We start from the raw sequence: 25,102 nt of genomic DNA, 5'->3' as shown, positions 1-25,102 counted from the left end.
GGATATCTGCCAGGGTTCTGAATCCTGGCTTTGATCTGTTTTAATGCGCCGAAGCCTCTTCGCTCTGCTTGAACTGCCCTGGCTTTTGGTTTTGAATTTCTGGAACCACTTTTATACCTTTGGATTGTGGTTAGAGGAAGCCTATCGCTTTTATCGTCTCTATCCCCTTTTTCTGGCTGATCTCTATTGGATGCTGGAATACGCCTGGTCTTCACCCTTTTCCTTGAGCCGCAAGGCCACTCAAAAAGAAGGCTTGCCAGAAGATTTGACGGTGTATGGGGAAACGCCCTGGACGACCCTGGAGGCCATTTGCCAGGAAATTGAACTGAAGCCCGAGGACGTTTTTGTAGAATTGGGCTGTGGTACAGGACGCAATCTGCTCTTCGTTTCGCTTTATTTTTACTGCCGTTCGCTGGGCTATGAGCTGGTGCCCCGTTTTATTGAGAAATTGCGCTGGCTTCTGCACAAGCTCAAACTTGAAGCGACGATTCAGATCTTCTGTCAGAATTGGTTTGAGGCCGATCTCAGTTCTGGAACCGTTTTTTTTCTGGTGGGTACCTGTTACAGTGACGAAAATTTGGAGCGGGCCTCACAAAAATTACGTGAACTTCCTGCTGGAGTGCGTGTGATTACGGTTTCTTGGGCTTTGCCTGAAGCTGATTTTGAAACGCTCAAGAGCCAGCAGATGCGCTTTTCCTGGGGCAAGGGCACCGTCTTTTTTCAGCGCCGCCGTTGAGTTTGTTTTGCTGTCTGAATTTGGACTCAGGCAGTGATCGCGTTATGATAGGATCGCTTTTGGAATCTTTTGGTGGAGTGGTGCAGATGTATCTGTTTCATCTCAGTAATTTACCCTTTGCGCTGATTATGGCAGCTTCTTTTTTCTTTCTGGCTCTGCAAGGGCTGGGCGGAGAACAGGGGAGCGATCATGAGCTGGAGCATGGGGGCGACACAGAAGCCACTGAAGGAGAACTGGAGAATCCTTGGCTGGGTTTTATCAACCTGGGCAAACTGCCACTTTCAATATTAATGATTCTTTTGTTTTTCTTTTGGGGCGCCAGTGGTTTGTTACTGAATACAGCGCTGTCAATGCAGTTGCAGGCTCACTCTGTTTGGGTTCTTTTGCTGAGTCTGGGAATGGGCTTGGCAACTTCGGCTTTTCTGACCCGTTTTTTTTCAGGCGTCTTTGCGCGCTTTTTTGTAGAAAGTTCAGCCGCCACTACCCCTGATGATTTGGTGGGATGTGTGGGGACTGTGATTTCTGGGCAAGTCCCCCCCTCTGGTGGGGCGGGTTCTGGGCGTGCGCATATTTACACCACGCATGGAACCTTGCTGCAGATTGCTTGCCTGACGCATCCGGGCTGTCAAAATCCGCAAAAGCAGGAAACCGTTTTTGTGACAGGCTATGACCCTGTCACGCGAAACTATACGGTTTTGCGCCATGAAAGTGAAGACTTTTTTCACTATCTGGGAGCGCCAGAACGGACGGAAACACTGCGTTCCCGCTTGGAGCAGAGCCGCAAGTATCAAGTACTCAGTCATTCTGAAAATGAACAGAATTTGTCTGATGAAAATGAAAGAGGTAATTTTGAATGAATGATATGGTGACGTTGATCGCCGGCCTGATTGGTCTGGTGGTGGTCTTGCTGGTGGGGCTGATGACTGCAGCTTCAAAGCTGTATATAAAAACCCCCAGCAGTCGGGCCTTTGTGCGCACCGGCAGTGGCAAAGCCAAGGTGGTGCTCGATGGCGGTTCTTGGGTGATTCCTTTATTGCATGAACTGCGTTGGGTTTCGCTGGAAACCATGCGGATTGAAGTGACCCGTAGCAGTGAAGCGGCTTTGATTACTGGGGATAAATTGCGTGCCGATGTCTCCGCTGAGTTTTATATCCGGGTAGAACCCACAGAACAGCAGATTTTGGCGGCTTCCCGCAGCTTGGGCAACCGTTCGATTTCTGAACTCGAAGTGGATGCCTTGATTGCCCCCAAACTGATCAGCGCCCTGCGCAGTGTTGCGGCGCAGAAAACCCTGATGGAACTGCATGAAAAACGCGATGATTTTGCCGATGCGGTTCATCATATCGTCAAAAATGAACTGGATGAAAATGGTCTTTTGCTTGAAACTGTGACGATCAGCAATTTGGATGCCTCGACCTTTCGCAGCGACGAGAATTATTTCGATGCCCAAGGGGTCAGCCATATTACCGAAACGATTCAAAAAGCTGCCCGGCGTAAAAATGAAATTGAGCAGGGCACCAAAGAAGAAATTGCCCGCAAGAATGTAGAAACTCGCAAGGCGATTCTGCTTTTGGACAGTGAGCAAAAAGAAGCCGAGCTTCAGCAGGAGCTTGAAATCAACCGCATGGAGATTGAACAGCGCCGTCAGATTGAATCTGAAACCGCTGAGAAAATTGCCTCGCAGGAAAAGGTCAAAATCACCCAACAGCAATCGGTGGATGAGGCCAAAATTAAACAGGAACTGGCGGTCAAAAACGCCCAGATCAATTCTGAAATTCAGTTGATTGAACGCAGCCGTGAAAAAGATACTGCCGCTGAATTGGCCAAGGTGGCTGTGGATAAAGCGCGTATCAAAGCGGAAATTGAAATTGTCGATCAGAAAAAAGAAAAAGAAGTGGCTGCAGCCCAAGCCCAGGCTGAAGTTTTGCGCAAGGAAAAAGAGCGGCTTGAATTTGAAGCCGAACGCGAACGGGCGCGTCAGGAAGTTCTGAATGTTGAAGAGGTCGTCAAGGCCCGTCGTCTGGCTGAAATTGAAATCATTGAAGCCCAGGCCGCCGCAGGCAAAGAAAAAGTGGGGCGTGAAATGGAAATCGAAGTGCAGGCTTTGAAACTGCAGCGCGAAGCCCAAGCTAAATTTGAAGCCTCTGATCTTGAAGCCAAGGCGATTGAACGTTTGGCAGAAGCCGAATTGGCACGTGCCACAGCTGCTGCTGAAGGTGAGCGTTTGATGTTGCAGGCCCGCAGTCTTTTGGGCTCAAATCTCCTGATTCAGGAACTGATTCAAGTCTTGCCGGATATTGCCCGTGAATTGGTCTCTCCGGTTGGCAAAATCAACGATATCAAATTGATTCAGATGGGTGGCATGGGCGGCCCAGGGGGCGATGGAAGCAAGTCTGGCCTGGGAGAAACCCTGCTGCGCTCGACCATGCTCTATCCTATTCTGAAAGAGTTGATGGATAGCCAAGGCTTGGATTTGAACCAATTGCTCAAGGATTTGGTGGGCAAGGTCAGCTCTGAGAAATCTGCTGCCCAACCCACTCAAAATGTACCTTTGGTCAGTTCTCAGCCCCCTGCTCCCCCTCCGGTGCCGATGGTGGTCAACAAGCCCAAACAGGTGCCCAAATCGAATCCATAAAACGCGCTTGAATCAGAAGGTCTTCTCTCTAGAGAAGGCCTTCTGCTTTTGCTCAATACCACTGAAAAACACAAGCAGTTATGAGGTTACTCCTATGCCCTTGCTCACCGCAGTTCACCATGTGCAAATCACCGTTCAGGCGGATCAGGCAGCGGCCGCCCGCCAGTTCTATTTGGAGGTATTGGGGCTGAAAGAGATTTCCAAGCCCCAAGCCTTGTTGGCGCGTGGTGGGTTTTGGTGTGAATTGGGAGCACTGCAGATTCATATTGGGCTTGAAACATTTTCTGTACGTGCTGAGAGCAAAGCCCATTTGGCCTATCAGGTAGACGATCTCGCTGCCTGGCGGAATCATCTGCAGACCCAGGGGATTGTGATTCAGGATTCGATCCAAATTCCTGGGCTGGAACGCTTTGAATGCCGCGATCCTTTTGGCAACAGGATGGAGTTTCTGCAATTGCTTTGATCGGCAGAGCGTTCCCGTGAGAACGGAAGTAGCCGTGCTATAATTGAGGTTACGCCGGATAGAGCGATAAGGTGGAGTGCATGCCCGCAGAATTATTTCCTGTTTACTATATCAGTCCTATTTTTGATAGTTTTGTTTCCCATATTGAAAGCCTTTTGGGAGAGCGTTTTGCCTTTTATTCTGTACACACCAGCGATATTTCCAGCTTGGATCTGAGTTCCCCCCGTATTTTGATGTGTGGCCTGCCTGAATTTAAACTTCTGGAAAAACGTCCTGCTGTTGAGCTTTCTGCTCTTTCCTGTATTCTCTGTTTGGAGCATGCCCAGCAGTTTGATGTGGCTTGGACCGGTCTGCCCTGGTTGGCTGAATATTGTGTGGGGCCACCCGAGCCGGAACGTCTGGCTTTTTTACTGAACCGTCTCTATAGCCTGTCATTAACTCAGGCTGAAATGCACCGTCTGTCTGCGCAATTGGCGCAGCAACGTCATCGCTTGCAAGATTTGAATGAAATTGGCGTGGCACTTTCAACCGAGCGCAATTTAGACACCCTGATGGATAAAATTCTCAAAAGCAGTATGGAAATCACGGCTTCAGATTCGGGCAGTTTGTATCTGATCGAGACCCGTGCGGGGGTGGAAGAAGATCCCAAAAATCCCTTTGCGAACAAGGGCTTGCGTTTTAAGTGGACGCGGAATATGAGCCTGAAATTGGATTTCAGCGAATTTTCAATGGATATCAATGAGAAAAGTATCGCGGGTTATGTGGCGTTGAGTGGCGAGCCTTTGAATATTCCCAATGTCTATACCCTGAATCAAAACTATCCCTTTAATTTTAATCAGAGTTTTGACCAGAATACAGGTTATCATTCCCAATCGATGCTGACTGTGCCCATGCGCAATCCCAAGGGCGAAGTGATTGGCATTCTGCAGATGCTGAATAAAAAACGCGATTGGTCAGCGCCTTTGGATTTAACCAGCCCGCAAGCTTTGCAGGCGGATATTCTGGTTTTTGGGGCTGAAGATGAAAGCCTGCTTTCTTCTTTGGCCAGTCAGGCCGCTGTAGCGATTGAGAATGCCCGTTTATACGCCGCAATTCAATCCCTGTTTGAAGGCTTTATTCGGGCTTCGGTGCAGGCGATTGAATCGCGAGACCCGACCACTTCGGGCCACTCTGAGCGTGTGGCCGTTTTAACGGTCGGGTTAGCTGAAAAACTGGACCGTGTCGATCAGGGCCCCTATCAGAACGTGCGCTTTTCTCGGCAGGAACTGAAAGAGATTCAGTATGCCTCTCTTTTGCATGACTTCGGCAAAATCGGCGTGCGTGAAAATGTACTGGTCAAGGCTGAAAAACTTTATCCCGATGAACTGAGCGCTATTCAGCACCGTTTTGAGCTGATTCGCAAAGGGCTTGAAAACGACTATAATCTGCGCAAACTTCAGTATCTTTTGGAAATGGAAAAAGACAAGGCCCTGCAGTTTTTTCCTGAGCTGGAAGAAGAATATTTCCGCCGCTTGCAAAAACTTGAAGATAATTTTCAGTTGATTCTGCAGACCAACCGGCCCACGGTTTTGGCGCAGGAAGCTTCTCAGCGCTTGCAGGAAATTCAGCATGAGGTCTTCAGTTTTAACCAACAGGATTATCCTTTGCTCACCCCCTTTGAACTTTCCCGCCTTTCGATTGTGAAGGGCTCGCTGGATCAGGACGAACGCCTTGAGATTGAATCCCACGTGACCCATACCTTTGAGTTTTTAAGCCAAATTCCCTGGACCACGGAATTAAAGAACGTGCCCCAGATTGCCTATGCCCACCACGAGAAATTAAATGGCAGAGGCTATCCACGCAGTTTGAATGCCGAAGAAATTCCTGTACAGTCAAAAATGATGACCATTTCAGATATTTATGACGCCCTGACGGCCAGTGACCGCCCCTATAAAAAAGCCCTGCCAATTTCCAAAGCTTTGGATATTTTGGGCTTTGAGGTCAAAGATGGCATGCTCGATGCCGAGCTTTATAAGATCTTTGTCGATTCAAAGGTCTATGAGCTGATTCATCATTCCGCCTGAGGATTCAGTCTGCGGTTTTTAAAAGGCCTTATCGCCCTGGTAAATCGTGGCAATGCCGAAGGTTTGGGGCATAAAATCAACATTCTGAAAACCCGCAGCAATCATATGATCGCAAAAATCCTGACCACAGGGGAAGGTTTCAATCGTTTGATTGAGATAGCGGTAAGCGGCGTCATCACCTGAAACCGCTGCGCCTATCCGGGGCAGCAAATGACGCAGATAGAGCAGGTATCCGGGGCGAACCAGACGGCTTTCAGGCAAAGAAAACTCAAGAATCAAAGCGCGTCCACCGGGTTTGAGGCTGCGGTAAATTTCACGCAAACAGAGATCCATATCCAAAACATTGCGAATTCCAAAGGACATGGTGACGGCATCATAGCTCGCCGCTTCGACAGGAATTTCGCAGGCATCACCCAAGCGCAGTTCGGCACGGTTTTCCAGGCCTTCTTGTTTGAGTTTTTGGCGGCCATAGCTGAGCATCTGTTCAGAAAGGTCAAGCCCCAAGGCCTCGCTGATGCTTTTGTTTTCCTGGCAGAGGGTAATCAGCACATCGGCGGTACCTGTGGCCAGATCCAAGAGTTTCAAATCAGGGCGTGGGGGGAGCTGCTGAGCCAATTTTTGCCGCCAGAGCGTGTCAATGCCCATGGAGAGGGTATGATTGAGAAAATCATAGCGGTGGGCAATCCGGTCGAACATTTGCCAGACATTCTGGCGACTGGGTGAGGGAGCTGAATGTGTTTGCATGTTTCTCAGTATAGTACAGGGCTTAGCTGGCTGGCACCCTTTTGCTTTCACAGGCTCGCTTCAGGCAAAATCGATCGTGGAATCTACTTGACGAAAATGAAAACTGTATTGAGAGTGTCACAATTTGTAAATACTCTTGAAATAATTCAGACCTGTGGTTTATGATAATTTTAATCACGCTCGTACTGGAGAAAAGCCTATGGCAGGATCTGTTTCGAATCACCCGATGCGCAGTCTCTTCAGTCTTGAACGCGAAGTTGAAATTGACTACGTGCAGATTCGTCCGACTTCCCGCGCCTTAAAGCAACCCCAACCCCTGGCTCCTCAGCCAGATCTGCGTTTTCGCGATACGCTGGAGCTTTCCCCCGCTCCCCAGGAGCAAAATCCTTTGAACCTGCTCCAATTTCCTGTTCCCCGTGCGATGCGTTCCGCTTCTGTTTAAAAATTGTCACAATTAAACCCGAATAAAGGTATGTACCTTTATTCGGGTTTTTTGAATCTTAGGCCCGATAATCCAGAACGGGTTGGCTGGGCAAGCCGGGCATGGCTTGGTTCAGATCCACACCGGTGCATTCGAGAATGCCCGCTTTGAGAAAAACATCAGAAGGGCCTTGGGCAGAGGCAAAGTTTTGAAACATTTTCAGGGCATCTTCGCTTTCGAGATAGACCAATAAAAAATCACCCATGGGAGTTTGCTGAATATGCCAGCTTTCCACGGGAACACCCAGTGATTTTTGGGATTGGTCGAAGGCTGTGGCGTGTTCGCCTGAAAGTCCCTGTGCAATTTCACGGACACGATCGGTTTTTCCGGGCAGAATGGGAAACATGGCAGAAAAAATAGCCATTGCAAAGTATCTCCTTTATCAGCTGAATTCACGGGCATTCTAGCATAGGAAGAAACTTCTGTCCTGCCCCCCCAAATGGAGTGTTAAAGCAAGTTTAATTTTTGTTTTTCTATAATTTAAAACATCAAAGCAATGAAACAGGAAAACTCTTATGACAGCGATTCAAAAGACCCCGGTTCTGACACCCCAAGTACAAGTGCCCGCTGCTCCAGCCCCCGCTGTTGTGAGCCCTGCTGTCAAAGCTGAGGCCCCCCCTGCTCTGGCACAGGATTCTGTAAACGTTTCAAATACAAGCCGTACGCCCTTGCAACGCCATGTTGACTTTTTTGACCGCAACCATGATCGTACGATTACCCTTTCAGAAACCTATTCTGGTTTGCGTGCCCTGGGCGTGGGCCGGGTGACTTCGGCTTTGGGAGCTGCCTTTATTAATGGGGGCTTGGGTTTTCGCACCGGTGAAACTGCCCTTTCGTTGAAGGTCAATACCGATAAAATTGCAGCTGCCAAGCATGACAGCGACAGCGATGTGTATGATCAAAAAGGTGAGTTTAACGCCGCTAAATTTGACGAACTCTTTGCCAAATATGATTTAAACCAGGATGGCGCGCTCTCTCGCGAAGAATTCCAGAATTTCAGAGCCCGCAACAAGGAAAGTACAGCTGGCGGGATTGCCTCCAAAGGGGAGTTTGACCTGCTTGTGAAAATCGCTGCAGAGCCCCAGAAGGTAAATGGCAAAGAGACCCACGTGATCTCTAAAGAACGCATGCAGTCCTTCTATGATGGCCGTCTCTTTTATGACCTGGCTGGAGAGAAAGCTCCTTTTTAGAGCGAAACCGGCAGCAGCAGGGCAGGGCTCTGCTGTGGGGTCTGGCTGAGCCGCCCATGCAAATCGCTTTGGCGCAAATGCCGCAATTCTTTTTCAAGATAGCGTTCGGCCAGGGGCTGAAAACTGGCAGGATGCGCGGTGGTATAGACATGGGTGCTGGGCTGTGGGTCTGTATTTAAAAGCCGGTTTTGGCTTAATTCTTTGGCAATTTTATCTACCAAACGCTCGGCTGGATCCAGCAGAGCGACTTTTTCACCCAAGCTGGCCCGAATCGCGCGTGCCAGATAGGGGAAATGTGAGCAGCCCAGAATCACGCCATCGAGGCCCTTTTCTTGAAGGGGCTTGAGACGTTCTGCCACGAGCTGATGGGCTTCGGCCCCTTCCCAGCGGCCACTTTCGACCAGGGGCACAAAATCTGGGCAGGCCAATTCGTGCAATTCTACGAAGGGATGGTTGAGCTGGAGCATGCGGCGGTATTGCTGGCTGCGAATCGTGGCCTCGGTCGCCAAAAGCCCGACTCGGCGGATGGTTGGGGGCAATTGAGCGCCTGCCTGGGCCAGGCCCAGAACAGGTACCCCCTGGTAGCGTTTGAGGGCAGGCAAGACGATTACCGAAGATGTATTGCAGGCCACAGCGATCATTTTGACGCCATTTTCGATCATGAAATCAATAATTTCGTGGCTGAAGCGTTGAATCTCTTCAGGTGAGCGCCCACCATAGGGCACGCGGGCCGTATCGGCGACATAAATCACGGATTCCTGGGGCAGTTTTTGCCAGAGCTGGCGTAAAACAGAAAGCCCCCCCAGACCTGAATCATAAATACCGATTGGGGCCTGGGGGTGGTGCATACATCTCTCCTGCGAAACACTAATGTGAATATTATGCATCGCTTCAAAGGGGGTTAATCAGCGACCCCAATCACAAATTCAACTTCAACAGCTGCATTCAGAGGCAGCTCGTTGACACCCACCGCAGCGCGGGCATGGCGGCCCTGTTCGCCAAAGATTTCACCCAGCAGTTCAGAAGCGCCATTGATCACCTTGGGTTGATCGCTGAAGCCATCGGCACTTTGTACAAAGCCCCCGACCTTGACGATCTGCGTGATCCGGTCGAGATCGCCCAAAACATCCTGGGCCACGCTCAGGGCGTTGAGGGTACACTGGCGGGCCGCGGCATAGGCCTCTTCAATGCTGACCTCCTGTCCGACTTTGCCGGTATGCAGCAGTTTGCCGTCTTTGAGCGGCAATTGCCCGGAGATAAACAGCAGATTGCCGTAGAGCACGGCAGGGATATAGGCGGCGACGGGTTTGGGGGCAGGGGGCAGCTCCAGACCCAGGCTGGCGAGTTTTTCAGTTATGCGTCCCATAGCGAGTTTCACTTTCTATTTTGAGAGGTTTGGGTATTATCGCATACCCCCTGAAAGGGTGGAGGAGGGTTGCTATTTCAGAGCAACAGTTAAAATTCAGGCTTCTGTTTCTTGCCACTGCTCGGAGAGTTTATAGCTCATTTGATGATCCCGCCATTCCCCTTTGATTCTGAGATGGGTTTTAGAAATTCCCAGCTCTTGAAATCCCAGTCTTTTCAGGAGTTGAGCACTTCTTCTGTTTTCAGGTATATAATTGGCCTCTACTCTGTGTATATTCAGTTCTTGAAAAACGTATGTCAAAGATGCCAAAACCGTTTCATACATGAGCCCCTGACCTTCATGGCGGCTGGCTATTTTATAACCCAGTCTGCAATTTTGAAATGCCCCACGTTCGAAGTTGGTATAGTTGATCAGCCCTATCAATTCCTGGGTTTGTTTTAAAAATATGCGCAACCGAAAGGATTTTCCAGACAGATACTCTTGTTGATGTTCTGCTGTTTTGGCCTTCCAGTGTTGAATTGTATAGAACCCGGTCGGTGGGATGGGATCCCAGGGGGCAAAATGGGCTTTATTCTCAAGATAAAATTGAGTCAGGGCTTCTGCGTCATCTGGGCTGGGCGGTTTTAAGATACAGCGTTCTGTTTCTAAATGCATTTTCTTTTCTTTCTGGATAGGCCAATCCGTTTTTTAAAAACGTGATTGTGGGATTTTTTTACTTGGTTTTATGAAAAAATTTAGGATGCTACTTGTGAGAATCCTAACATAAAACGATAGTTTCGATTAAATTCAGAAATAACCCTGCTGGAGCGGGTGTGTTTAAGCTGACCTTTACCTAAAAAAGTGGACACCTGAGAAGAGAGGTTTACACTTAGCCCCATGAATTTGTCCAAAGTATTGATTTAATAAAATTTTGTATTGCTTCAAAAATCTGTGTAGACTGAATATTAAGCATTTTTGGAGGCATCCGAAGAAAGGATGCTTTGTTTTAGCTTATACCCCAAGCCTCAGTTGTTAGTGACCAAGGAGTCTTACAGCTGAGGACAGTATCGCTATAGACATGACTTTTAGGCTTTATTGATGCCGCTCTCTGACTTGTCAAGCTAAAGCTTTGGTAGAAACAAGGGAAAAGAAATTGCGAGCTAATAGTTTCACCATTATTTGGTTAGCCATATTGCTTTTATGTGCTTGTGAGCAGAAGCAAGGATTGCCTCCTGCTGATATAAAGCCAAGCAGTACAGTATCTCCCATCTCTGTTCAACCCTCTCAGGCAACTCCCACTTCAACACCCAGTGACAAACCCTTAACTTCGTTGCCGAGCCAAAGTTCAGTTTTTCTTACCAGTCCAACTCCAGTAACACCAACATCATTGCCATCAAATACCCCAACACTTCCCCCAAGTTTGGTCAATGGATTCAGGACAAATGCTCAGTTCTCAGCTCCAACGCAATTGGTTGTTGATTACAACGATATTTTATATGTCGCTGATAGCGGTCATCACGCGATTCGTAAAATTTTACCCAATGGGCAAGTCATAACGCTCAGTGGAAATGGTTTTCCTGGCCTTAAAGACGGCCCTGTAGCTCAAGCTCAATTTAATAATCCAACAGGTATGATTTTTGATAAAAATGAGGTTCTTTATATCGCTGATACAGGTAACCACGCCATTCGTAAGATTTCTAAAGATGGAATAGTGTCTACTGTCGTTGGCAAAGGTTTAGCTGGCTTCAAAGATGGTTTGATCTCTGAAGCCTTGCTAAATAGCCCAACAAATCTGGCCTGGAGTCAGGATGGTGCATTGTTGATTACTGATACACAAAATTACCGAATCAGGAAATTGATTTTCGGCCAAGGCATTCAAACCTTTTTATATTATCAAATAGGGTTATTAGAGGCAATTACTACTGTATTAAAGGATAAATTGTATGCCATTGGAGGAGAAAGATTTTTAGAATTATTTTCCAATGGAGAATATAAAGAGATTAAGCTTGATTTATTCATTAAATTAAGCTCTCCACGTGGAATAACCTCAGATAATCAAGGCAATATCTACATTACTAATATACATCGTTACGGTCGTGTTTTAAGAATAGATAAAAATGGAAAAGCAGAAGATTTAGTCGATTTTTATTTTGGCCCAGAATCGGGCTATATTTATAACCCTGAGAAGCCAACTACCCTCCAGGGGCCTGCTGGAATTGCGGTAAATTCTCAAGGAGAGATTTATGTTGCTGAGATGTTCCAAAATAGAATTATTAAATTGATTCCTAAACCTGGAGCAATGATTCATTCCTTGGAAATATTTGCTGGAAAATAAGTGAACTTGTGTATTGTTTCTTTTCATTCAAAACTATTAAGGGCCTCGTTGTTTGCATAAAGGCAGTCTGAGCCTTAAAAGAGCGCGCGCTGAAGCTTGTGCTTTTCACTGATGCCTTCTCTCCTGCATCTCCTGGACAAATGAAACATTTTGTATTATTCTGTATGCAATGATGAGAGCCTTATCTCCAGCCTGATTCAGGCTGAGCGGTTTTCCCTGAAAGCAGAAATTATGTCTCAACCCACACGTATTTTGGGCATCGATCCGGGCAGTCACCGGGTGGGCTATGGCCTGCTCGACTGCCTGCCCGGCCGCTTTGATGTGGTGGGCTTTGGCACCCTCGAAACCCCGCCCAAATCGCCTGCCAGTGTTTGCCTGCCCACCATTTATGAAGATTTACAGGAATTGGTAAAGGGCTTTCAGCCCCATGTGGTGGCGATTGAACAGCTTTTTTTCTTTCGCAATCTGACCACGGTTATGCCTGTGGCCCAGGCGCGGGGGGTGATTTTACTGAGCATGGCCCAAGCAGGTCTGGAAGTAACCGAGTATACACCCCTGCAGGTCAAAATGGGGTTGACCGGTTATGGCCGCGCCAGTAAGCGTGAAGTTCAGGAAGCGGTTGCGCAATGGCTGGGCCTTGAAAAAATTCCCAAGCCCGATGATGCCGCCGATGCCCTGGCGATTGCCTTGTGTCATGCCCACCAAATCGGCTTTTAAAAGGGGCTCTGAGCCCGGTTGCTGGGGGAAGCCAAAAAATTCAGGGGTTTTCGCTCAGCCAGCGATCAAAACCGTAGGTTTCGCTGTAACCTGGCACCTGTTGGGCCTGTTGTTGAACCACAGCCCGCCACCACTGCGGGTTTTCAAGATACCATTTGACAGTCTGGGCAATGCCTGTGGCAAAATCTATCTGTGGCTGCCAGCCCAAATGGCTCTGAATTTTTTCACTGTTCACAGCGTGGCGGCGTACATGGCCCAGGCGGTCGGGCACGAATTGCAGCAAATCACGTGAAATGCCGAGGCAGTTCAGAACCGTGCGGCTGATTTCAAGTACGTTTTTTTCACAGTCTGCGCCAATATTAAAAACCTCGCCATTGTATTCGGGTGCGGAATGTAAAACGGCATCAATTGCGCGGCAATGATCCTGAACATGGATCCAATCTCGGGTATTCTGACCATGCCCATAAACAGGCAGGGGCTGATCGTGCAGGGCCTGTAGGATAAAACGGGGAATCAGCTTGGTGGGGTCCTGGCGGGGGCCATAATTATTGGAACAGCGCGTGCGCACAATCGGCAGACCATAGGTTTCGTAATAGCCAAAAGCCAGTAAATCCTGACCGGCTTTGCTGGCGGCATAGGGGCTGCAGGGCATGAGCGGATCGGTTTCGAGCGAGGGGCGATCCTGCCAGGCATTGCCATAGACTTCGTCGGTGCTGACCACCAGAATGCGTTGCGGTGGGGTTTGGCGGCAGGCTTCGAGCAGAACCCGTGTGCCTTCAATATTGGTGCGGATAAATTCGCCACTGGCGACTATCGAAAGATCGACATTGCTTTCAGCGGCAAAGTGAATCAGCAGATCGTGTTCGGCGACCAGGGGATTGACCTGTTGGGGATCGCAGACATTGCCCTGCACAAAGCGATAGCGTTCTGAGTTTTGAAAGGGTTCGATATTGGCAGGAAAGCCTGCATAAGTGAGAAGATCGAGGTTGGTCAGCTGCCAATCGGGATGCGTGCGCAACGCATAATCCACGAAATTGGAACCAATAAAACCGGCTGCTCCGGTAATAAGTACACGCGTCATTCGTTAAAGTTTCCGGCAGGAAGAAGGTGGGGACGGAGGGAGTTGAACCCTCATGCGCTTTCGCGCGCTACCCCCTCAAGATAGTGTGTCTGCCATTTCACCACGTCCCCGGGGAGGTTCAGAAGACCCTGGCTGTAAAAGAGGGGTGCATTGGCGGGTCTTCTGAGATCCATGAAGAGTGCCCAGAGGCGGAATCGAACCGTCGACACGCGGATTTTCAGTCCACTGCTCTACCGACTGAGCTATCTGGGCCCTTCGAAGAAGAATTATAGCATAAGCTTTTCTGACCGCAACAGGATATCTCTTAAGGATAGTTTTTTTTTCTTAAAATCTTTTCTTAATCACGACAAGGCTCTGGGCTTAACCTCTCGCAGACACAGGATTTGAGCTGAAAGAAATTTTGGGATCTAGCTTTCGCGAAAAAAGGGAGAGGCTATAAATTCTTTGAAATAGTCCTGCAGCAGTTCCTGGCCTTGGGCGGGGGCCACCCCTCCTTTTTGTGCTGCTTCGGCAATAAAAGCCAAGGTATCTGCTTTTTGGCGGCTATAAAGCCGTGTGAAACCCGTGACCAAGCCGACGAGACCTGGGGGCAGGTGGCTGATCTTGGCGGGTTTGCCCAGCACTTCAAAGGCCAGTTGTGCAATTTGCTTTTGGGTCAGGGTTTGGGGCCCCCCGACTGCCCATTCTTTTTCTTTGGCAATCATGGCTTTGACGCAGACCTGGGCCAGATCGGCCCCATGAATCGGGTTGATGGTGCTTTCACCGTGGCCCAAAACATAGGCTCTGCCCCGTTTTGCCATTTTGAGATATTCGGTCATGTCTGAAAAATAGCCAGTGGGGCGAATAATGCAAGAGGTGGTGGGCGATTCCTGTAACTCACGTACAAAACGCTCTTTGGCCTGAATGACTTCAAGATTGGGATCGAGGGCTTGGGTCAAAAGCGAGACATAGATAAATTTTTTCAATTCAGGGCTTTGTTGTGCTTCCAGCAAAAGATGGTGGTTGCCCTGGTAATCGACATCTGCAAAGGTTTGTTTACCTGCGTCACGGGTCAGACCGACACACGAAATCACGTATTCAATGTCCCGGCAAATGCCTCTCAGGGTTTCGGGCCGGGTGAGATCGGCCACCACGATTTCATCGACTTCGGGGCCTACGGCGGGCTCTAAAAAGGGGCCGCGTTTCCAGAGCTTTTCACGGTTGCGTACCAGTGCGCGCACACGGTGGCCCTGGCGTTTCAGTTCATGTACTACGTGTTTGCCGAGATAACCTGTGGCTCCGGCCACAAGCACGAATTTCATGGTTGGCTGTGTTTCCTGCGGGTCATTCGGGTCTGGAGAATGCGAGGTCTTCAGAGCCTGTGTGAGGGCCATTGTACCACAGGCTGGCTTGCTGAAAAGTCAATTGCCTAAGGCTGAACTCGTGAGCAATGCTATAATAGAAGCCAAATTCAGACATGAGGAATCCGGTATGCGCGATTATATTCTGCTCTATCTCAATGGCAAGCGTCATAAAATTCGTGGCGAACAGGCTTTTATGACCCTGGCAGAATATTTGCGTTATGAGCGGGGTTTGACGGGCACCAAGATTGTCTGTGCAGAAGGGGATTGTGGGGCTTGCAGTGTGTTGCGTGGTGAAACCCTGCCCGATCAGTCTGAGCTGCGCTACAGCACGATCAACGCCTGTATTACCTTTGTGCATTTGATGGACTGTACCCACGTGATTACCGTGGAGGGCCTCAAAGAAGACGATGCCCTCAGCCCGGTGCAAACCGCGATGGTCGAAAATTATGGCGCACAGTGTGGTTTCTGCACCCCTGGTTTTATTTGTGCCATGACCGATTTGGTCAATCACCAGGCTTATCAGAACCCCAAGGGCCAGCAATACCTCGATGAAAAACAGGTGCGCAATGCTTTGACCGGCAATCTCTGCCGCTGTACAGGCTATGCCCCGATTATTGAAGCCGGTAAAAAAGTGGATTTGACCCAGTTTACCCCCCTGCAAAAACGTTATGATACACCCGAAATGGTGGCTGAACTCAAGCAACATCGCCAGATTGGCGTGAATATTCAGGCCGATCACCTGCAGTTTTATGCGCCCACTTTGCTTGAAGAAGCGATTCGGTTTAAACAGGAACGCGAAGCGCGGATTTTTTCTTCAGCGACCGATATGGGGGTGCTGATCAACAAGGAGCGCAGCAATCCGACTGTGATTTGCAGCCTGAACCTGACCCCCGGTGCACATGCCCTGAGCGAAGAAGAGGGCGTGATTCAGGTCGGGCCCAGGGTGACCCTCAATGAACTTGAGCATTTTTTACGCGATCGGATTCCTGAATTTTCGCGCCTGCTCAAAATTTTTGCTTCGCCGCAAATTAAAAACAAAGGCACCCTGGTGGGGAATATTGCCAATGCCTCCCCGATTGCAGATACCCTGCCCTTTTTGATGGTGGCCGATGCTGAAGTGGAACTGATGGGGTTGCAAGGCGCGCGCCGTGTGAATATTAACCGCTTTTACACAGGTTATAAACAGCTGGATATGCGTCAGGATGAGTTGATTTCCAAGGTCTTGATTCCTGTGCCCGCAGCCCAGGATATTATTCGTCTTTACAAGGTTTCCAATCGCAAAGATCTGGATATCTCCACCCTGACAGCGGCCTTTCGTCTGAAAGTGAATGCCGGGCAGATTGAACAGGTGGCGATAGCCTATGGGGGCGTGGCGGCGACCGTGGTGCGCCTGCCCAAAACCGAGGCTTTTTTAATGGGCAAGCCCTTGAATCAGGAAGTCTGTCAGCAGGCAGGGGTTTTGGCCTGCACTGAAATCAGCCCGATTTCTGACGTGCGTGCCTCGGCGGAATACCGTCTGCAGGTGGCTGAAAATTTATTTTTGAAGTTTTACCATGAAATGCAGCCCGATGCGGTAGGAGTTTGATTGCATGCCATTTTATATTCAACGCGGAGAAATTCCGCCCAAACGGCATATTGCCTTTGCCAAGCCCAATGGGGAGCTTTACCGGGAAGAACTCTTTTCGACCCAGGGCTTTTCGAATATTTATTCCAATAAATACCATCACCATATGCCTACCAAGGTGCTCAGGGATGAAAAGCTCAGCCTGAACCATGGGCAAACCTGGGTCGACCCGCTTTTACAGAATTATAAGGCGCACAGTTGGCGGCTCAAAGGCGGGGGGAATTTTTATTCGGCCCGCCAGAAACTCTTGTTTAACCGCGATTGCGCATTGTATACCGCGCAGGTGACTGAACCCTGTACCGAGTTTTATCGCAATGCCTATGCCGATGAGGTGATCTTTGTGCATGAGGGGCAGGGCACGCTTTTTTCTGAGTATGGCAAGCTGCAGGTCAAGCGTTGGGATTATGTGGTGATTCCCCGAGGAACCACCTATCAACTTGAGTTTGAGCAGCCGGGCCCTGTGCATCTTTTTGTGATTGAAACCTATGGCATGGTGGGGGTTCCCCGCCATTACCGCAATGAAGCCGGCCAATTGCTCGAAACCGCGCCCTATTGCGAACGGGATATTCAAAGGCCCGCGTTTACTGAACCGATTGTTGAAAAGGGTGCTTTTCCGGTGGTGGTCAAATATGGCGAGCATTATCAGCGCAGCTTTTTAGAGTGGCACCCCTTCGACCTGGTGGGCTGGGATGGTGCGGTTTATCCCTGGACAATCAATATTCAGGAGTTTGCGCCTTTGGTGGGCAAGATTCACCTGCCCCCCTCGGTGCATTTGCTGCTGAGCACCCCGCAATTGGTGATTTGCAATTTTGTACCCCGGCTCTATGATTTTCATCCCCAGTCCATTCCGGCCCCCTATTACCATTCCAATGTGGACAGTGATGAGGTGCTGTATTACGTAGAGGGCAATTTTATGAGCAGGACTGGAATCGAACCCGGTTCGCTGACCTTTCACCGCAAGGGCCTGCCCCATGGGCCACAGCCCGGCAAGACCGAAGCCTCGATCGGTCAGAAAGAAACCTACGAATACGCGGTCATGGTGGACACCTTTGCCCCCCTTGAAATGACCGAACATTTCCGCCAGTGCAGGGAAGAAGACTATAACCAGAGCTGGCTGGAACCTAGCACCACAGAGGAGTAAACAAATGAATGAGAAGATGAATCCGCTTGGCTTGACAGGCATTGAATTTACAGAATTCGCAGCCCCTGAAGAGAGCATGATGCACGATGTTTTTATTGAATTTGGTTTTTCAAAGCTGAAACGGTTCAAGGGCAAGCAGATTGTCTATTACCGTCAGAATGGGATCCATTTTCTGCTCAACGATGAAAAAGCTGGATTTACGGCTGAATTTGTCAAAGCGCATGGCCCGGCGATTGCCTCGATGGGGTGGCGGGTTAAGGATGCAGCCTTTGCCTATCAGACAGCCTTGGAGCGGGGAGCGAAACCTGCTGAAGACAGTCACAAGGACCTGCCCTATCCTGCGATCTATGGGATAGGCGACAGTTTGATCTATTTTATTGACCGCTACGAGGGGGAGAACACGATCTGGGCGTCGGATTTTGAAGACCTGGAAAACCCTCAAATGGTAGCTGATAAGGGGTTCTTGGCGATTGACCACCTGACCAATAATGTTTTTAAGGGCACAATGGAGTATTGGGCCAATTTTTACAAAGAGATCTTTGGCTTTACCGAGGTGCGCTATTTTGATATCCGGGGCGCCAAGACCGGCTTGGTTTCCTATGCTTTGCAAAGCCCCTGTGGCACTTTCTGCATTCCCATCAATGAAGGCAAAGACAATAACAACAACCAGATTGATGAATATCTGCAGATCTATAAGGGGCCGGGGGTTCAGCATTTGGCTTTTCTCTGCAAAGATCTGGTGGCCTCTTGTGAAGCACTTGATCCGCAGAAAATTTCAACCCTGGATATTGGCGACGATTACTATGCCACGATCTTTGAACGGGTCCCCTTTGTAAAAGAAGATAAAGAAAAGATCAAGCAATTGCAGATTCTGGTGGATTCTCAAGCTGAAAATACCTATCTTTTGCAAATTTTTACCCAGAACCTGTTTGGCCCCATTTTTATTGAAATGATTCAGCGTGAAGGCGAAAAGGGCTTTGGCGAAGGCAATTTTCAGGCTTTGTTTGATTCAATTGAACGGGATCAGGCCCGCCGGGGCGTGATTTAGACTTTAGCTTCTGGCAAGGATTTTGTCTCTGCTTGATTTCAGCTCTGAACAGTTACCTCCCCTGTTCAGAGCTGTTTCTGTTTGTATGAGCTGAGCGACCAGTTCCTTTTGGGCCAGTGGGTGGCAAATCAGGTTGAGATGGCCTTGTACAGGCAATACGTGTTCTTGGATACCTTTCAGCTGAGAGGTGCGCTGAGAGGCTGTAATTTCATCTCTTTGGGCGTAAAAATTGAAATGGTTGGGAAAATGAAGCCAAGGGGAATGGGCCTGTTTGAGAAAGCTGGAGCCGGGTATGAGTTGACGGGCTGCTTTTAAAGGGCTCAAAAGAATCGCCATGGGAGTACCTCGAAAAGCGACTCCCAGGGTGATCAGCGTTTTGACGCGCCAGCGTGCTTTTTCAGGCAATTGCAAACTGATCCAGCCACCCAAAGAATAGCCGAGCAGGGTGGCGTTTTCAATCTGCTCAGCCTCCAGAAATTCGGCAAGTCTTTGCCCTTTGGTTTGAATTTGACTTGCTTGAAAGCCCAACTGTGCAATAAAAACTTCAAATCCGGCTTTTTCAAGTTTGCGTTTTAGGGGCAGAAACTCTAGGCCGCGTCCTAAAAATCCGGGTACCAAGACGATCTGTGCCCGGTTTGAGAAGCTTTTTTTTACTTGCGGTGCCTGCCAGAACCAACTGAAGGGAATCAGAACGATAAATTTCAGCAGTTCAAAGAGCTCGCGCGCCCAGAACATGAAAGCGGTGAATTTTCGCATTATTGGGGCAACTTGAAGAGTTGATTCAGGTTGGGTTGGGGCAGGTTGGCCAGCAGTCTGGTTTGTGAAAAGGCTTCCAGAGCAGGCATTTTCAAGGCCAGAACGGCGGTCAGGATCAGGGCAGAGAGAAAGACCAGGCTGTAGACTCTGTTTTTCATGGGGGGATCTCCTTTTGCTCTTGAAGCATTCTGCTTTTGCCTTTATGCTATCTGCAGGCATCAGCTTTTGGATGCACTCTGAAAATTCACAATGAAACAGGGGATTGCCCATGTCTTCTCTGGCCAGTGAGCAGCCTGATGCACTGCGCGAAATGCTTGAAAACCGGATTCAGCTGCGTAAAGATTTGATTCAGAACTTTATTCAGCGCGAGTTTCAGGGCAATCTTGCGGCCTTTGGTCGCAGCCTGGAATTGGCAGATCTCCCCCATCGCAAAACCATTTTGCGCTGGGCCTCTCAGGAGGATTTAAGTCTGCCCAAGGGTGCCAAACGTCTCTTGGCGCTTGCCCAGGCTTTGGATGTCGATCCCTTTATGCTGCTGGATATTGATTTGGATTTATTGATGGAATGCTGTCGCAAGGCCTCGTGGAATTTGGCCTGGGGCAGCGTGCATAAATCTCTGGCCTTTCTCAATGAATTGTTTCGTTTAACCGAAACCGACTGGCCTCCAGAGGAGATTTGCGCACTTTTTGACGGGCAGTGGTATACCGCGCATTTACAGCATGATCCGCGTCAGGGCCGGAATTATTATCAGCCGCTTGAAATTCACAGTGATGTGTTTTATCGCGAAGACGGTTCTGTAGACGGGCCGCGAAACCCCCAACTCTGGTATCTGGCTTTCCGCGATATGAGCTATGCCACTGGACACCCTGAACCCCGTTCGTTTTGGCGGCCTTATGCGATTGTCTATCTTTATCAGGGGGAATGGGTGCTTTTACATCTTTCGGGCATGTTGCAAAGAGCCTCTGTGTCTGAACAGGCACAGGGGCATTTTGTGCTTGAAACCTTTTTTGGGCAGGGAGGGGCTGAATTCCGCTTGGCCTCGCTTCATCCCTTTGAGACCCATGCCGTGCCCAGCGATGCTTTACCGGGTGGGCTGCCTGTCTTGCGCTGCGGTTTTCCGGAGTAGCCAGGCATGTTGCTTTTTGAAAAGGTTTGGGCAGCTGCATCAGGCCGCTTGAAACCCTTTTCTTTTAAGCTTGGGCATATTTTTGCTTTGCTTGTATTGGCGTCTGGCCTGTTTTGGTCCCAAGGAGTTGAGGCCCAGCCCAAAGTACTGCGGGTGGGTATTTACCACAATCCCCCCAAAGTCTATCAAAACCTCAATCGAGAGGCGTCTGGTTTTTTTTCTGAACTGCTGGCTACGATGGCTCAAGCAGAAAATTGGCGCTTGGAGTATATTCCCTGTGTCTGGCAGCAGTGTCTGCAGCAACTTGAAGCCGGTCAGCTTGATTTAATGCCCGACATGGCACGGACCCCAGAACGTTTGCAGCGTTTTCAATTTAACCATGAGACGGTTTTGGTGGGCTGGTCACGTTTATATGTCGCGCCAGGAAGTCAGATTCAAACGCTGCTGGATTTGGATCAGAGGCAGGTGGCGGTACTCAAGGGATCTCAACAGGAAACTGAACTGAGGGCTTTGGCGCGACAAATCGAGGTGAAGCTTGTTGTGGTCAGCGTGGACAGCTTGGAGCAGGCCATGAAACGCTTGGAGCAAGGCACTGTATCTGCTGCGGTGCTCAATCAGTGGTTTGGCGACCAGATGCTTTCGCGCTACCATGTGCAGGAAACGCAGCATTTGCTTTTTCCTGTCAAACTTTTCTTTGCTGCTCCCCGTGGCCGGAATGCGGATCTGCTGGCCCGCTTGGATAAGAAGCTGCGCCAGCTGAAGCAGGAGTCCAATTCAGTTTATTATCAGATGAAAGACAAATATTTGAGTAGGTCAGCTTCGTTTCCTGTTCTGATGCCTTCACTCACGCCTGATGAGCAGCGCTGGCTGGCTGCGCACCCCCGTTGGCGGGTAGGCAATGTGCTGGACTACCCCCCTTTGGATTTTCAGCTTCAAGGCAAGCCTGCTGGCTATGCGATAGATTATCTGCGTCTTTTAACACAGAATTTGGGTATTGAATTGGATTTTGTTTCAGGTGCTTGGGCGGATTTACTCAAGCAGAGCCAGAACAAAGATATAGATATTTTGCCTGCCATCTTTCGGTTTCCCCCTTCGCGGGAAAGCTTTTTAAACTTTACGGCTCCCTACCGCGAGGTTTTGACAGCGCTTGTGACCCGACGTGAAAACCGGGCAAAAATTCAGCGGATAGAAGATTTGGCTGGAAAAAAAGTGGCTTTGCTTCAGGGGGACTCTCTGGTCAATGCGGTCAAGCAATTGGTTCCGGGTGCAGAATTCAGCTATTTCAATAATTTTCGCGATATTTTCAATGCGGTTGCAACGGGGCAAGTCGATGCAACCGTAACAGACATGCTCTTGGCCGATGCCCTGATTCATTCGCTTGCCCTGACGAATTTGGATCTTCGTGCCGAAGCAAAATTTTCTGCTTTGCGCAATCAGCATCTGCATATTGGCGTGCGCAAGGATTGGCAAGTTTTGATGCCGATTCTTGAAAAAGCCCGTCAGGAGTTGAAGCATGAAGATTTAAGTTATCTTGATGCAAAGTGGATTTCACCCCATCTACATGAAAGAACGCATTCTTTAAGTCTGACCCCTGCTGAAAAAAAATGGTTAAGCAGTCATTCCCGTTTGCGGGTTAGTTATCACCCTGATTTTCCGCCCTTTGATTTTGAGGATTCAGAGGGCCATTATGCTGGCATGACGCAGGATTATTTGAAACTGATTGAAACGCGCTTGGGGATCTCATTTGAGATGGTTTCCAGCTCCAGTTGGGAAGCCGCTTTAGAAAAAATTCAAGCCCATCAAGTTGATCTTGTGGGCTTGATACATGATTCTCAGGATTATTCTGGGCAACTTTTACGTACAAGTGCTTTTATTCACTATGATTTGGTTTTGGTGACGCGATCCCGTCAGGACTTGATTGTAGGGCTTGAAAACTTTGCGGGAAAATCCGTGGGCTTGATCAAGGGTCGACGCAGTACCGAAGATTTGATTCGTCGCTATCCCAAAATTCAGCCCCATTTTTTTGCTTCTAGCCTTGAGGGTCTGAAGGCCTTGGCTTCAGGACAAATTGAGGCCGTTGTTGAGATTCTGCCGGTGGCAGCCTATTTGATCAATGCCCATCAGTTGAACAACCTCGAATTTGTCGCCCCTGTGAATTATGTGATACCAGGGCGAGGGTTGGGGGTGCGTAAAGACTTGCCTGTTTTGCAGCACCTTCTCAACAAAGCCTTGGCCAGTATTCAGGAAGAAGAAAAACAGACAATCGCACAAAAATGGCTGCTTTTTCCCAAAAAATTCAAACCCGATTACAGGCTGATCAGCCAGGTGGTGGGGGCGGCTTTGCTTTTGATTCTGGCTGTTTTGATTTGGAATTGGCGTTTGCGCCGTGAGATTTTGGCCCGTCAGAAGGCTGAAACCCGGTTTAAAAGTAGTGCCCAGCGTTTTCAGCGTCTGGTAGAGGGTATTCAGCAGGATTATGCCTTCTTTTCTATTGATCCCCAGGGATTGGTGCGCTATATCAGCCCCAGTATTGATACCTTGGTGGGGGTTCCGGCTGAGCAGATCTTTGAAAAGCCCTGGACAGAATTGGTTGCCTGGGATACGGAGAGTCTGGAAAGAGGGAAAGAAGTGTTCCTTCGGGCTTTGGCAGGTGAAAGTCCGCCTCCTTTTGAAGTAGGGTTTCGACAGGGGGCAGAAACCTTTATGCTTGAGATCACCGAAGCTCCAGCCCTGGACCTTCAGGGCAATATTGCCGGGGTGGAAGGCATTTTGCGGAATATTACCCGTCAAAAACAAATTGAAGAACATTTACGCCAGGCCAAAGAGGCTGCTGAAAAAGCTTCGCGCTCCAAAAGTATGTTCTTGTCGAATATGTCCCATGAAATTCGTACACCGATGAATGCGATTCTGGGCTTCAGCCGTTTGCTCAAAGAGCAGCTTCACGAGCCCCGCTGGCAAAAATATTTAGAGGCGATTAACAGCAGTGGTGAAGCGCTTCTGCATTTGATCAATGATATTCTTGACCTTTCCAAGATTGAAGCAGGCAAACTTGAATTACATGCTGAACCTACAGATATCAGAGTCCTGGTATCTGAATTGAAAAATTTACTGGAGAGCTCATTTCAGCTGAAAGGTTTAAATTTTGAAGTGCGGATTGCATCGGAGTTGCCTGCTTTCATACACTTAGACGGCTTGCGTCTGCGCCAGATTGCTTTAAATTTGCTCAGCAATGCGCTGAAATTTACACAACGGGGCAAGGTGCTTTTGGAGATAGCCTGGCAGGAACAGGATGCCCAGCAGGGAACTTTGTCTCTGAAAGTAGCCGATACTGGGTTAGGTATTCCAGAAGAGGCCCAGGCACGACTTTTTTCGGCCTTTGAGCAGGAAAAAGACAGCTATCGTCAGGCCACTGCAGGCACAGGCCTGGGATTGGCGATTTCTCGCAATTTGGCTGAAAAAATGGGCGGGAGTCTGAGCCTCAGCAGCCGAGTGAATCAAGGCTCAATTTTCACACTTTTTCTACCTGGCCTGGAAAAGACAGAGGGAAGCGCTCTGCCTGAGGTGACGGAGGCCAAGGGAGTACCCCTTCAATTTTTACCTGCCAGACTTTTAATTGCCGATGATGTTGAAACCAATCGCCTTTTACTGGGCAGCTTTCTGGAGAGCTATCCCTTTGAGCTGGTCATGGCTGAAAATGGCCTGGAGGCTCTTGAAAAAGCACGGAAAACCTTGCCAGATTTGATTTTGATGGATATTAAAATGCCCGTGATGGATGGGGTGGCTGCTTTTCTTGAACTGAAGCAAGATCCTTTGATTCAGCATATTCCCGTGATTGCTTTAACGGCTTTTAGCCTTCAGGAAGAAGAAAGTGATCTCTTAGAGCATGGCTTTCAAGATTATTTGCGCAAACCCGTAGAATTTGAAAAATTGAGCCGCTGTCTTGAAAGATTTTTGCCTCAGAAGCAAATAGAATCACTGCCTCAGCCCTTTGTGTCTGCCTCTAACCCACTTGAGCGCACTGCGGAAGAAAGGCTTGCGTTTCAAAAGGCTTTGAACCAACGCCTTCTGCCTGCCTGGGAAAAAGTGAAGGACTCTTGGGTTCTTGATGAATTAGAGAGCTTTGCTGTGCTTTTAAATCAGCTTGCAGAGCAGTATCCTGATCCGAATTTAAACGCCTATCGGATACGTTTTGATCAGGCTTTGGAGCGTTTTGATTTGGTGGGGGCACAAGCAGTTCTTGCACAATTTCCCATTCTTTTTAAAAATTAAATAAA

The 25,102-nt window shown here is 48.9% G+C and carries 22 protein-coding genes and 2 tRNA genes; 14 read left to right on the top strand and 10 right to left on the bottom strand.

The features are described from left to right. The first annotated feature begins 43 nt into the window (after window positions 1-43). The 5 genes from COW20_19850 (at window position 44) to COW20_19830 (ending at window position 5,897) form a co-directional block, all read left to right on the top strand. Window positions 44-736: a hypothetical protein gene (locus COW20_19850; protein PIW45605.1), complete on the top strand. Its 693-nt coding sequence runs from the start codon at window positions 44-46 to the stop codon at window positions 734-736. Continuing rightward, window positions 733-1,593, top strand: coding sequence for a hypothetical protein (locus COW20_19845; protein PIW45604.1), 861 nt, complete (start codon window positions 733-735; stop codon window positions 1,591-1,593). The genes COW20_19850 and COW20_19845 overlap by 4 nt, the downstream gene beginning before the upstream one ends. Further along, window positions 1,590-3,371 (top strand): hypothetical protein, encoded by a 1,782-nt coding sequence (locus COW20_19840; protein PIW45603.1) that lies wholly within the window; start codon window positions 1,590-1,592, stop codon window positions 3,369-3,371. The genes COW20_19845 and COW20_19840 overlap by 4 nt, the downstream gene beginning before the upstream one ends. Before the next feature lie 94 nt (window positions 3,372-3,465). After that, a complete protein-coding gene (locus tag COW20_19835) occupies window positions 3,466-3,834 on the top strand; it encodes a glyoxalase (protein PIW45602.1) in 369 nt (122 codons plus the stop codon). An 80-nt stretch (window positions 3,835-3,914) separates the two neighbouring features. Continuing rightward, entirely contained in the window at window positions 3,915-5,897 is a 1,983-nt protein-coding gene (locus tag COW20_19830; GenBank protein ID PIW45601.1) for an HD family phosphohydrolase, read from the top strand. Between the two features lie 18 nt (window positions 5,898-5,915). Here the strand turns inward: COW20_19830 and COW20_19825 are convergent, their stop codons facing one another. Next, entirely contained in the window at window positions 5,916-6,641 is a 726-nt protein-coding gene (locus tag COW20_19825; protein PIW45600.1) for a bifunctional demethylmenaquinone methyltransferase/2-methoxy-6-polyprenyl-1,4-benzoquinol methylase UbiE, read from the bottom strand. A gap of 199 nt (window positions 6,642-6,840) precedes the next feature. On the opposite strand from COW20_19825, the gene COW20_19820 reads away from it, so the two are divergent. Further along, on the top strand, window positions 6,841-7,083 hold the full coding sequence (locus COW20_19820) for a hypothetical protein (protein PIW45599.1): 243 nt from the start codon (window positions 6,841-6,843) through the stop codon (window positions 7,081-7,083). 58 nt (window positions 7,084-7,141) lie between these two features. Here the strand turns inward: COW20_19820 and COW20_19815 are convergent, their stop codons facing one another. Continuing rightward, window positions 7,142-7,486 (bottom strand): hypothetical protein, encoded by a 345-nt coding sequence (locus COW20_19815; GenBank protein PIW45598.1) that lies wholly within the window; start codon window positions 7,484-7,486, stop codon window positions 7,142-7,144. A 151-nt stretch (window positions 7,487-7,637) separates the two neighbouring features. Between COW20_19815 and COW20_19810 the strand changes: the two genes are divergently transcribed. Further along, a complete protein-coding gene (locus COW20_19810; protein PIW45597.1) occupies window positions 7,638-8,312 on the top strand; it encodes a hypothetical protein in 675 nt (224 codons plus the stop codon). On the opposite strand, the gene COW20_19805 is transcribed toward COW20_19810, so the two are convergent. The 3 genes from COW20_19805 to COW20_19795 form a co-directional block, all read right to left on the bottom strand. Next, window positions 8,309-9,199 (bottom strand): glutamate racemase, encoded by an 891-nt coding sequence (locus COW20_19805; GenBank protein PIW45596.1) that lies wholly within the window; start codon window positions 9,197-9,199, stop codon window positions 8,309-8,311. The genes COW20_19810 and COW20_19805 overlap by 4 nt on opposite strands. A gap of 14 nt (window positions 9,200-9,213) precedes the next feature. Further along, complete coding sequence (locus COW20_19800) at window positions 9,214-9,678, bottom strand: hypothetical protein (protein PIW45595.1); 465 nt, start codon at window positions 9,676-9,678, stop codon at window positions 9,214-9,216. A 96-nt stretch (window positions 9,679-9,774) separates the two neighbouring features. Further along, on the bottom strand, window positions 9,775-10,332 hold the full coding sequence (locus COW20_19795; protein ID PIW45594.1) for a 30S ribosomal protein S5 alanine N-acetyltransferase: 558 nt from the start codon (window positions 10,330-10,332) through the stop codon (window positions 9,775-9,777). Between the two features lie 793 nt (window positions 10,333-11,125). On the opposite strand from COW20_19795, the gene COW20_19790 reads away from it, so the two are divergent. Further along, a complete protein-coding gene (locus tag COW20_19790) occupies window positions 11,126-11,992 on the top strand; it encodes a hypothetical protein (GenBank protein ID PIW45593.1) in 867 nt (288 codons plus the stop codon). Window positions 11,993-12,223: 231 nt separating this feature from the next. Next, complete coding sequence (locus COW20_19785) at window positions 12,224-12,709, top strand: crossover junction endodeoxyribonuclease RuvC (GenBank protein PIW45633.1); 486 nt, start codon at window positions 12,224-12,226, stop codon at window positions 12,707-12,709. Window positions 12,710-12,749: 40 nt separating this feature from the next. On the opposite strand, the gene rfbB is transcribed toward COW20_19785, so the two are convergent. The 4 genes from rfbB to COW20_19765 all read right to left on the bottom strand — a co-directional run bounded on the left by rfbB (window position 12,750) and on the right by COW20_19765 (window position 15,163). Beyond that, a complete protein-coding gene (gene rfbB / locus COW20_19780) occupies window positions 12,750-13,790 on the bottom strand; it encodes a dTDP-glucose 4,6-dehydratase (protein PIW45592.1) in 1,041 nt (346 codons plus the stop codon). 24 nt (window positions 13,791-13,814) lie between these two features. Next, window positions 13,815-13,900 (bottom strand) — tRNA-Leu (locus tag COW20_19775). A 69-nt stretch (window positions 13,901-13,969) separates the two neighbouring features. Further along, window positions 13,970-14,042, bottom strand: a tRNA-Phe gene (locus tag COW20_19770). A gap of 155 nt (window positions 14,043-14,197) precedes the next feature. Further along, window positions 14,198-15,163, bottom strand: a complete 966-nt coding sequence (locus tag COW20_19765) for a hypothetical protein (protein ID PIW45632.1) — start codon at window positions 15,161-15,163, stop codon at window positions 14,198-14,200. On the opposite strand from COW20_19765, the gene COW20_19760 reads away from it, so the two are divergent. The 3 genes from COW20_19760 to hppD are packed head-to-tail and all read left to right on the top strand — an operon-like array spanning window position 15,090 to window position 18,946. Further along, a complete protein-coding gene (locus tag COW20_19760; GenBank protein PIW45591.1) occupies window positions 15,090-16,718 on the top strand; it encodes a xanthine dehydrogenase in 1,629 nt (542 codons plus the stop codon). The two genes, COW20_19765 and COW20_19760, sit on opposite strands and share 74 nt — an antisense overlap. Window positions 16,719-16,722: 4 nt before the next feature. Further along, window positions 16,723-17,898, top strand: coding sequence for a homogentisate 1,2-dioxygenase (locus tag COW20_19755; protein PIW45590.1), 1,176 nt, complete (start codon window positions 16,723-16,725; stop codon window positions 17,896-17,898). Between the two features lie 4 nt (window positions 17,899-17,902). After that, the gene (hppD, locus tag COW20_19750) at window positions 17,903-18,946 is read left to right on the top strand and encodes a 4-hydroxyphenylpyruvate dioxygenase (GenBank protein ID PIW45589.1); all 1,044 of its coding nucleotides are present in this window, start codon (window positions 17,903-17,905) and stop codon (window positions 18,944-18,946) included. A gap of 3 nt (window positions 18,947-18,949) precedes the next feature. Here hppD and COW20_19745 read toward each other — a convergent pair whose 3' ends face one another. Beyond that, the gene (locus tag COW20_19745; GenBank protein PIW45588.1) at window positions 18,950-19,702 is read right to left on the bottom strand and encodes a hypothetical protein; all 753 of its coding nucleotides are present in this window, start codon (window positions 19,700-19,702) and stop codon (window positions 18,950-18,952) included. Between the two features lie 268 nt (window positions 19,703-19,970). Between COW20_19745 and COW20_19740 the strand changes: the two genes are divergently transcribed. Beyond that, on the top strand, window positions 19,971-20,828 hold the full coding sequence (locus COW20_19740; GenBank protein ID PIW45587.1) for a hypothetical protein: 858 nt from the start codon (window positions 19,971-19,973) through the stop codon (window positions 20,826-20,828). A gap of 6 nt (window positions 20,829-20,834) precedes the next feature. After that, the gene (locus tag COW20_19735; GenBank protein PIW45586.1) at window positions 20,835-25,097 is read left to right on the top strand and encodes a hypothetical protein; all 4,263 of its coding nucleotides are present in this window, start codon (window positions 20,835-20,837) and stop codon (window positions 25,095-25,097) included. Window positions 25,098-25,102: the final 5 nt, after the last annotated feature.

The sequence above is a fragment of the bacterium (Candidatus Blackallbacteria) CG13_big_fil_rev_8_21_14_2_50_49_14 genome (assembly GCA_002783405.1).
GTDB lineage: Bacteria > Cyanobacteriota > Sericytochromatia > UBA7694 > UBA7694.
Note: the sequence above shows the minus strand (reverse complement) of the source record. Positions and strands in the feature narration are given on the sequence as shown.

Bases quoted from the DNA above. Each gene is read 5' to 3' on its own strand.
- COW20_19850 (PIW45605.1), top strand. From the start codon at position 44: ATGCGCCGAAGCCTCTTCGCTCTGCTTGAACTGCCCTGGCTTTTGGTT.
- COW20_19840 (PIW45603.1), top strand. From the start codon at position 1,590: ATGAATGATATGGTGACGTTGATCGCCGGCCTGATTGGTCTGGTGGTG.
- COW20_19835 (PIW45602.1), top strand. From the start codon at position 3,466: ATGCCCTTGCTCACCGCAGTTCACCATGTGCAAATCACCGTTCAGGCG.
- COW20_19830 (PIW45601.1), top strand. From the start codon at position 3,915: ATGCCCGCAGAATTATTTCCTGTTTACTATATCAGTCCTATTTTTGAT.
- COW20_19825 (PIW45600.1), bottom strand. From the start codon at position 6,641: ATGCAAACACATTCAGCTCCCTCACCCAGTCGCCAGAATGTCTGGCAA.
- COW20_19820 (PIW45599.1), top strand. From the start codon at position 6,841: ATGGCAGGATCTGTTTCGAATCACCCGATGCGCAGTCTCTTCAGTCTT.
- COW20_19815 (PIW45598.1), bottom strand. From the start codon at position 7,486: ATGGCTATTTTTTCTGCCATGTTTCCCATTCTGCCCGGAAAAACCGAT.
- COW20_19810 (PIW45597.1), top strand. From the start codon at position 7,638: ATGACAGCGATTCAAAAGACCCCGGTTCTGACACCCCAAGTACAAGTG.
- COW20_19805 (PIW45596.1), bottom strand. From the start codon at position 9,199: ATGCATAATATTCACATTAGTGTTTCGCAGGAGAGATGTATGCACCAC.
- COW20_19800 (PIW45595.1), bottom strand. From the start codon at position 9,678: ATGGGACGCATAACTGAAAAACTCGCCAGCCTGGGTCTGGAGCTGCCC.
- COW20_19795 (PIW45594.1), bottom strand. From the start codon at position 10,332: ATGCATTTAGAAACAGAACGCTGTATCTTAAAACCGCCCAGCCCAGAT.
- COW20_19785 (PIW45633.1), top strand. From the start codon at position 12,224: ATGTCTCAACCCACACGTATTTTGGGCATCGATCCGGGCAGTCACCGG.
- rfbB (PIW45592.1), bottom strand. From the start codon at position 13,790: ATGACGCGTGTACTTATTACCGGAGCAGCCGGTTTTATTGGTTCCAAT.
- COW20_19760 (PIW45591.1), top strand. From the start codon at position 15,090: ATGGTTGGCTGTGTTTCCTGCGGGTCATTCGGGTCTGGAGAATGCGAG.
- COW20_19765 (PIW45632.1), bottom strand. From the start codon at position 15,163: ATGGCCCTCACACAGGCTCTGAAGACCTCGCATTCTCCAGACCCGAAT.
- COW20_19755 (PIW45590.1), top strand. From the start codon at position 16,723: ATGCCATTTTATATTCAACGCGGAGAAATTCCGCCCAAACGGCATATT.
- hppD (PIW45589.1), top strand. From the start codon at position 17,903: ATGAATGAGAAGATGAATCCGCTTGGCTTGACAGGCATTGAATTTACA.
- COW20_19745 (PIW45588.1), bottom strand. From the start codon at position 19,702: ATGCGAAAATTCACCGCTTTCATGTTCTGGGCGCGCGAGCTCTTTGAA.
- COW20_19740 (PIW45587.1), top strand. From the start codon at position 19,971: ATGTCTTCTCTGGCCAGTGAGCAGCCTGATGCACTGCGCGAAATGCTT.
- COW20_19735 (PIW45586.1), top strand. From the start codon at position 20,835: ATGTTGCTTTTTGAAAAGGTTTGGGCAGCTGCATCAGGCCGCTTGAAA.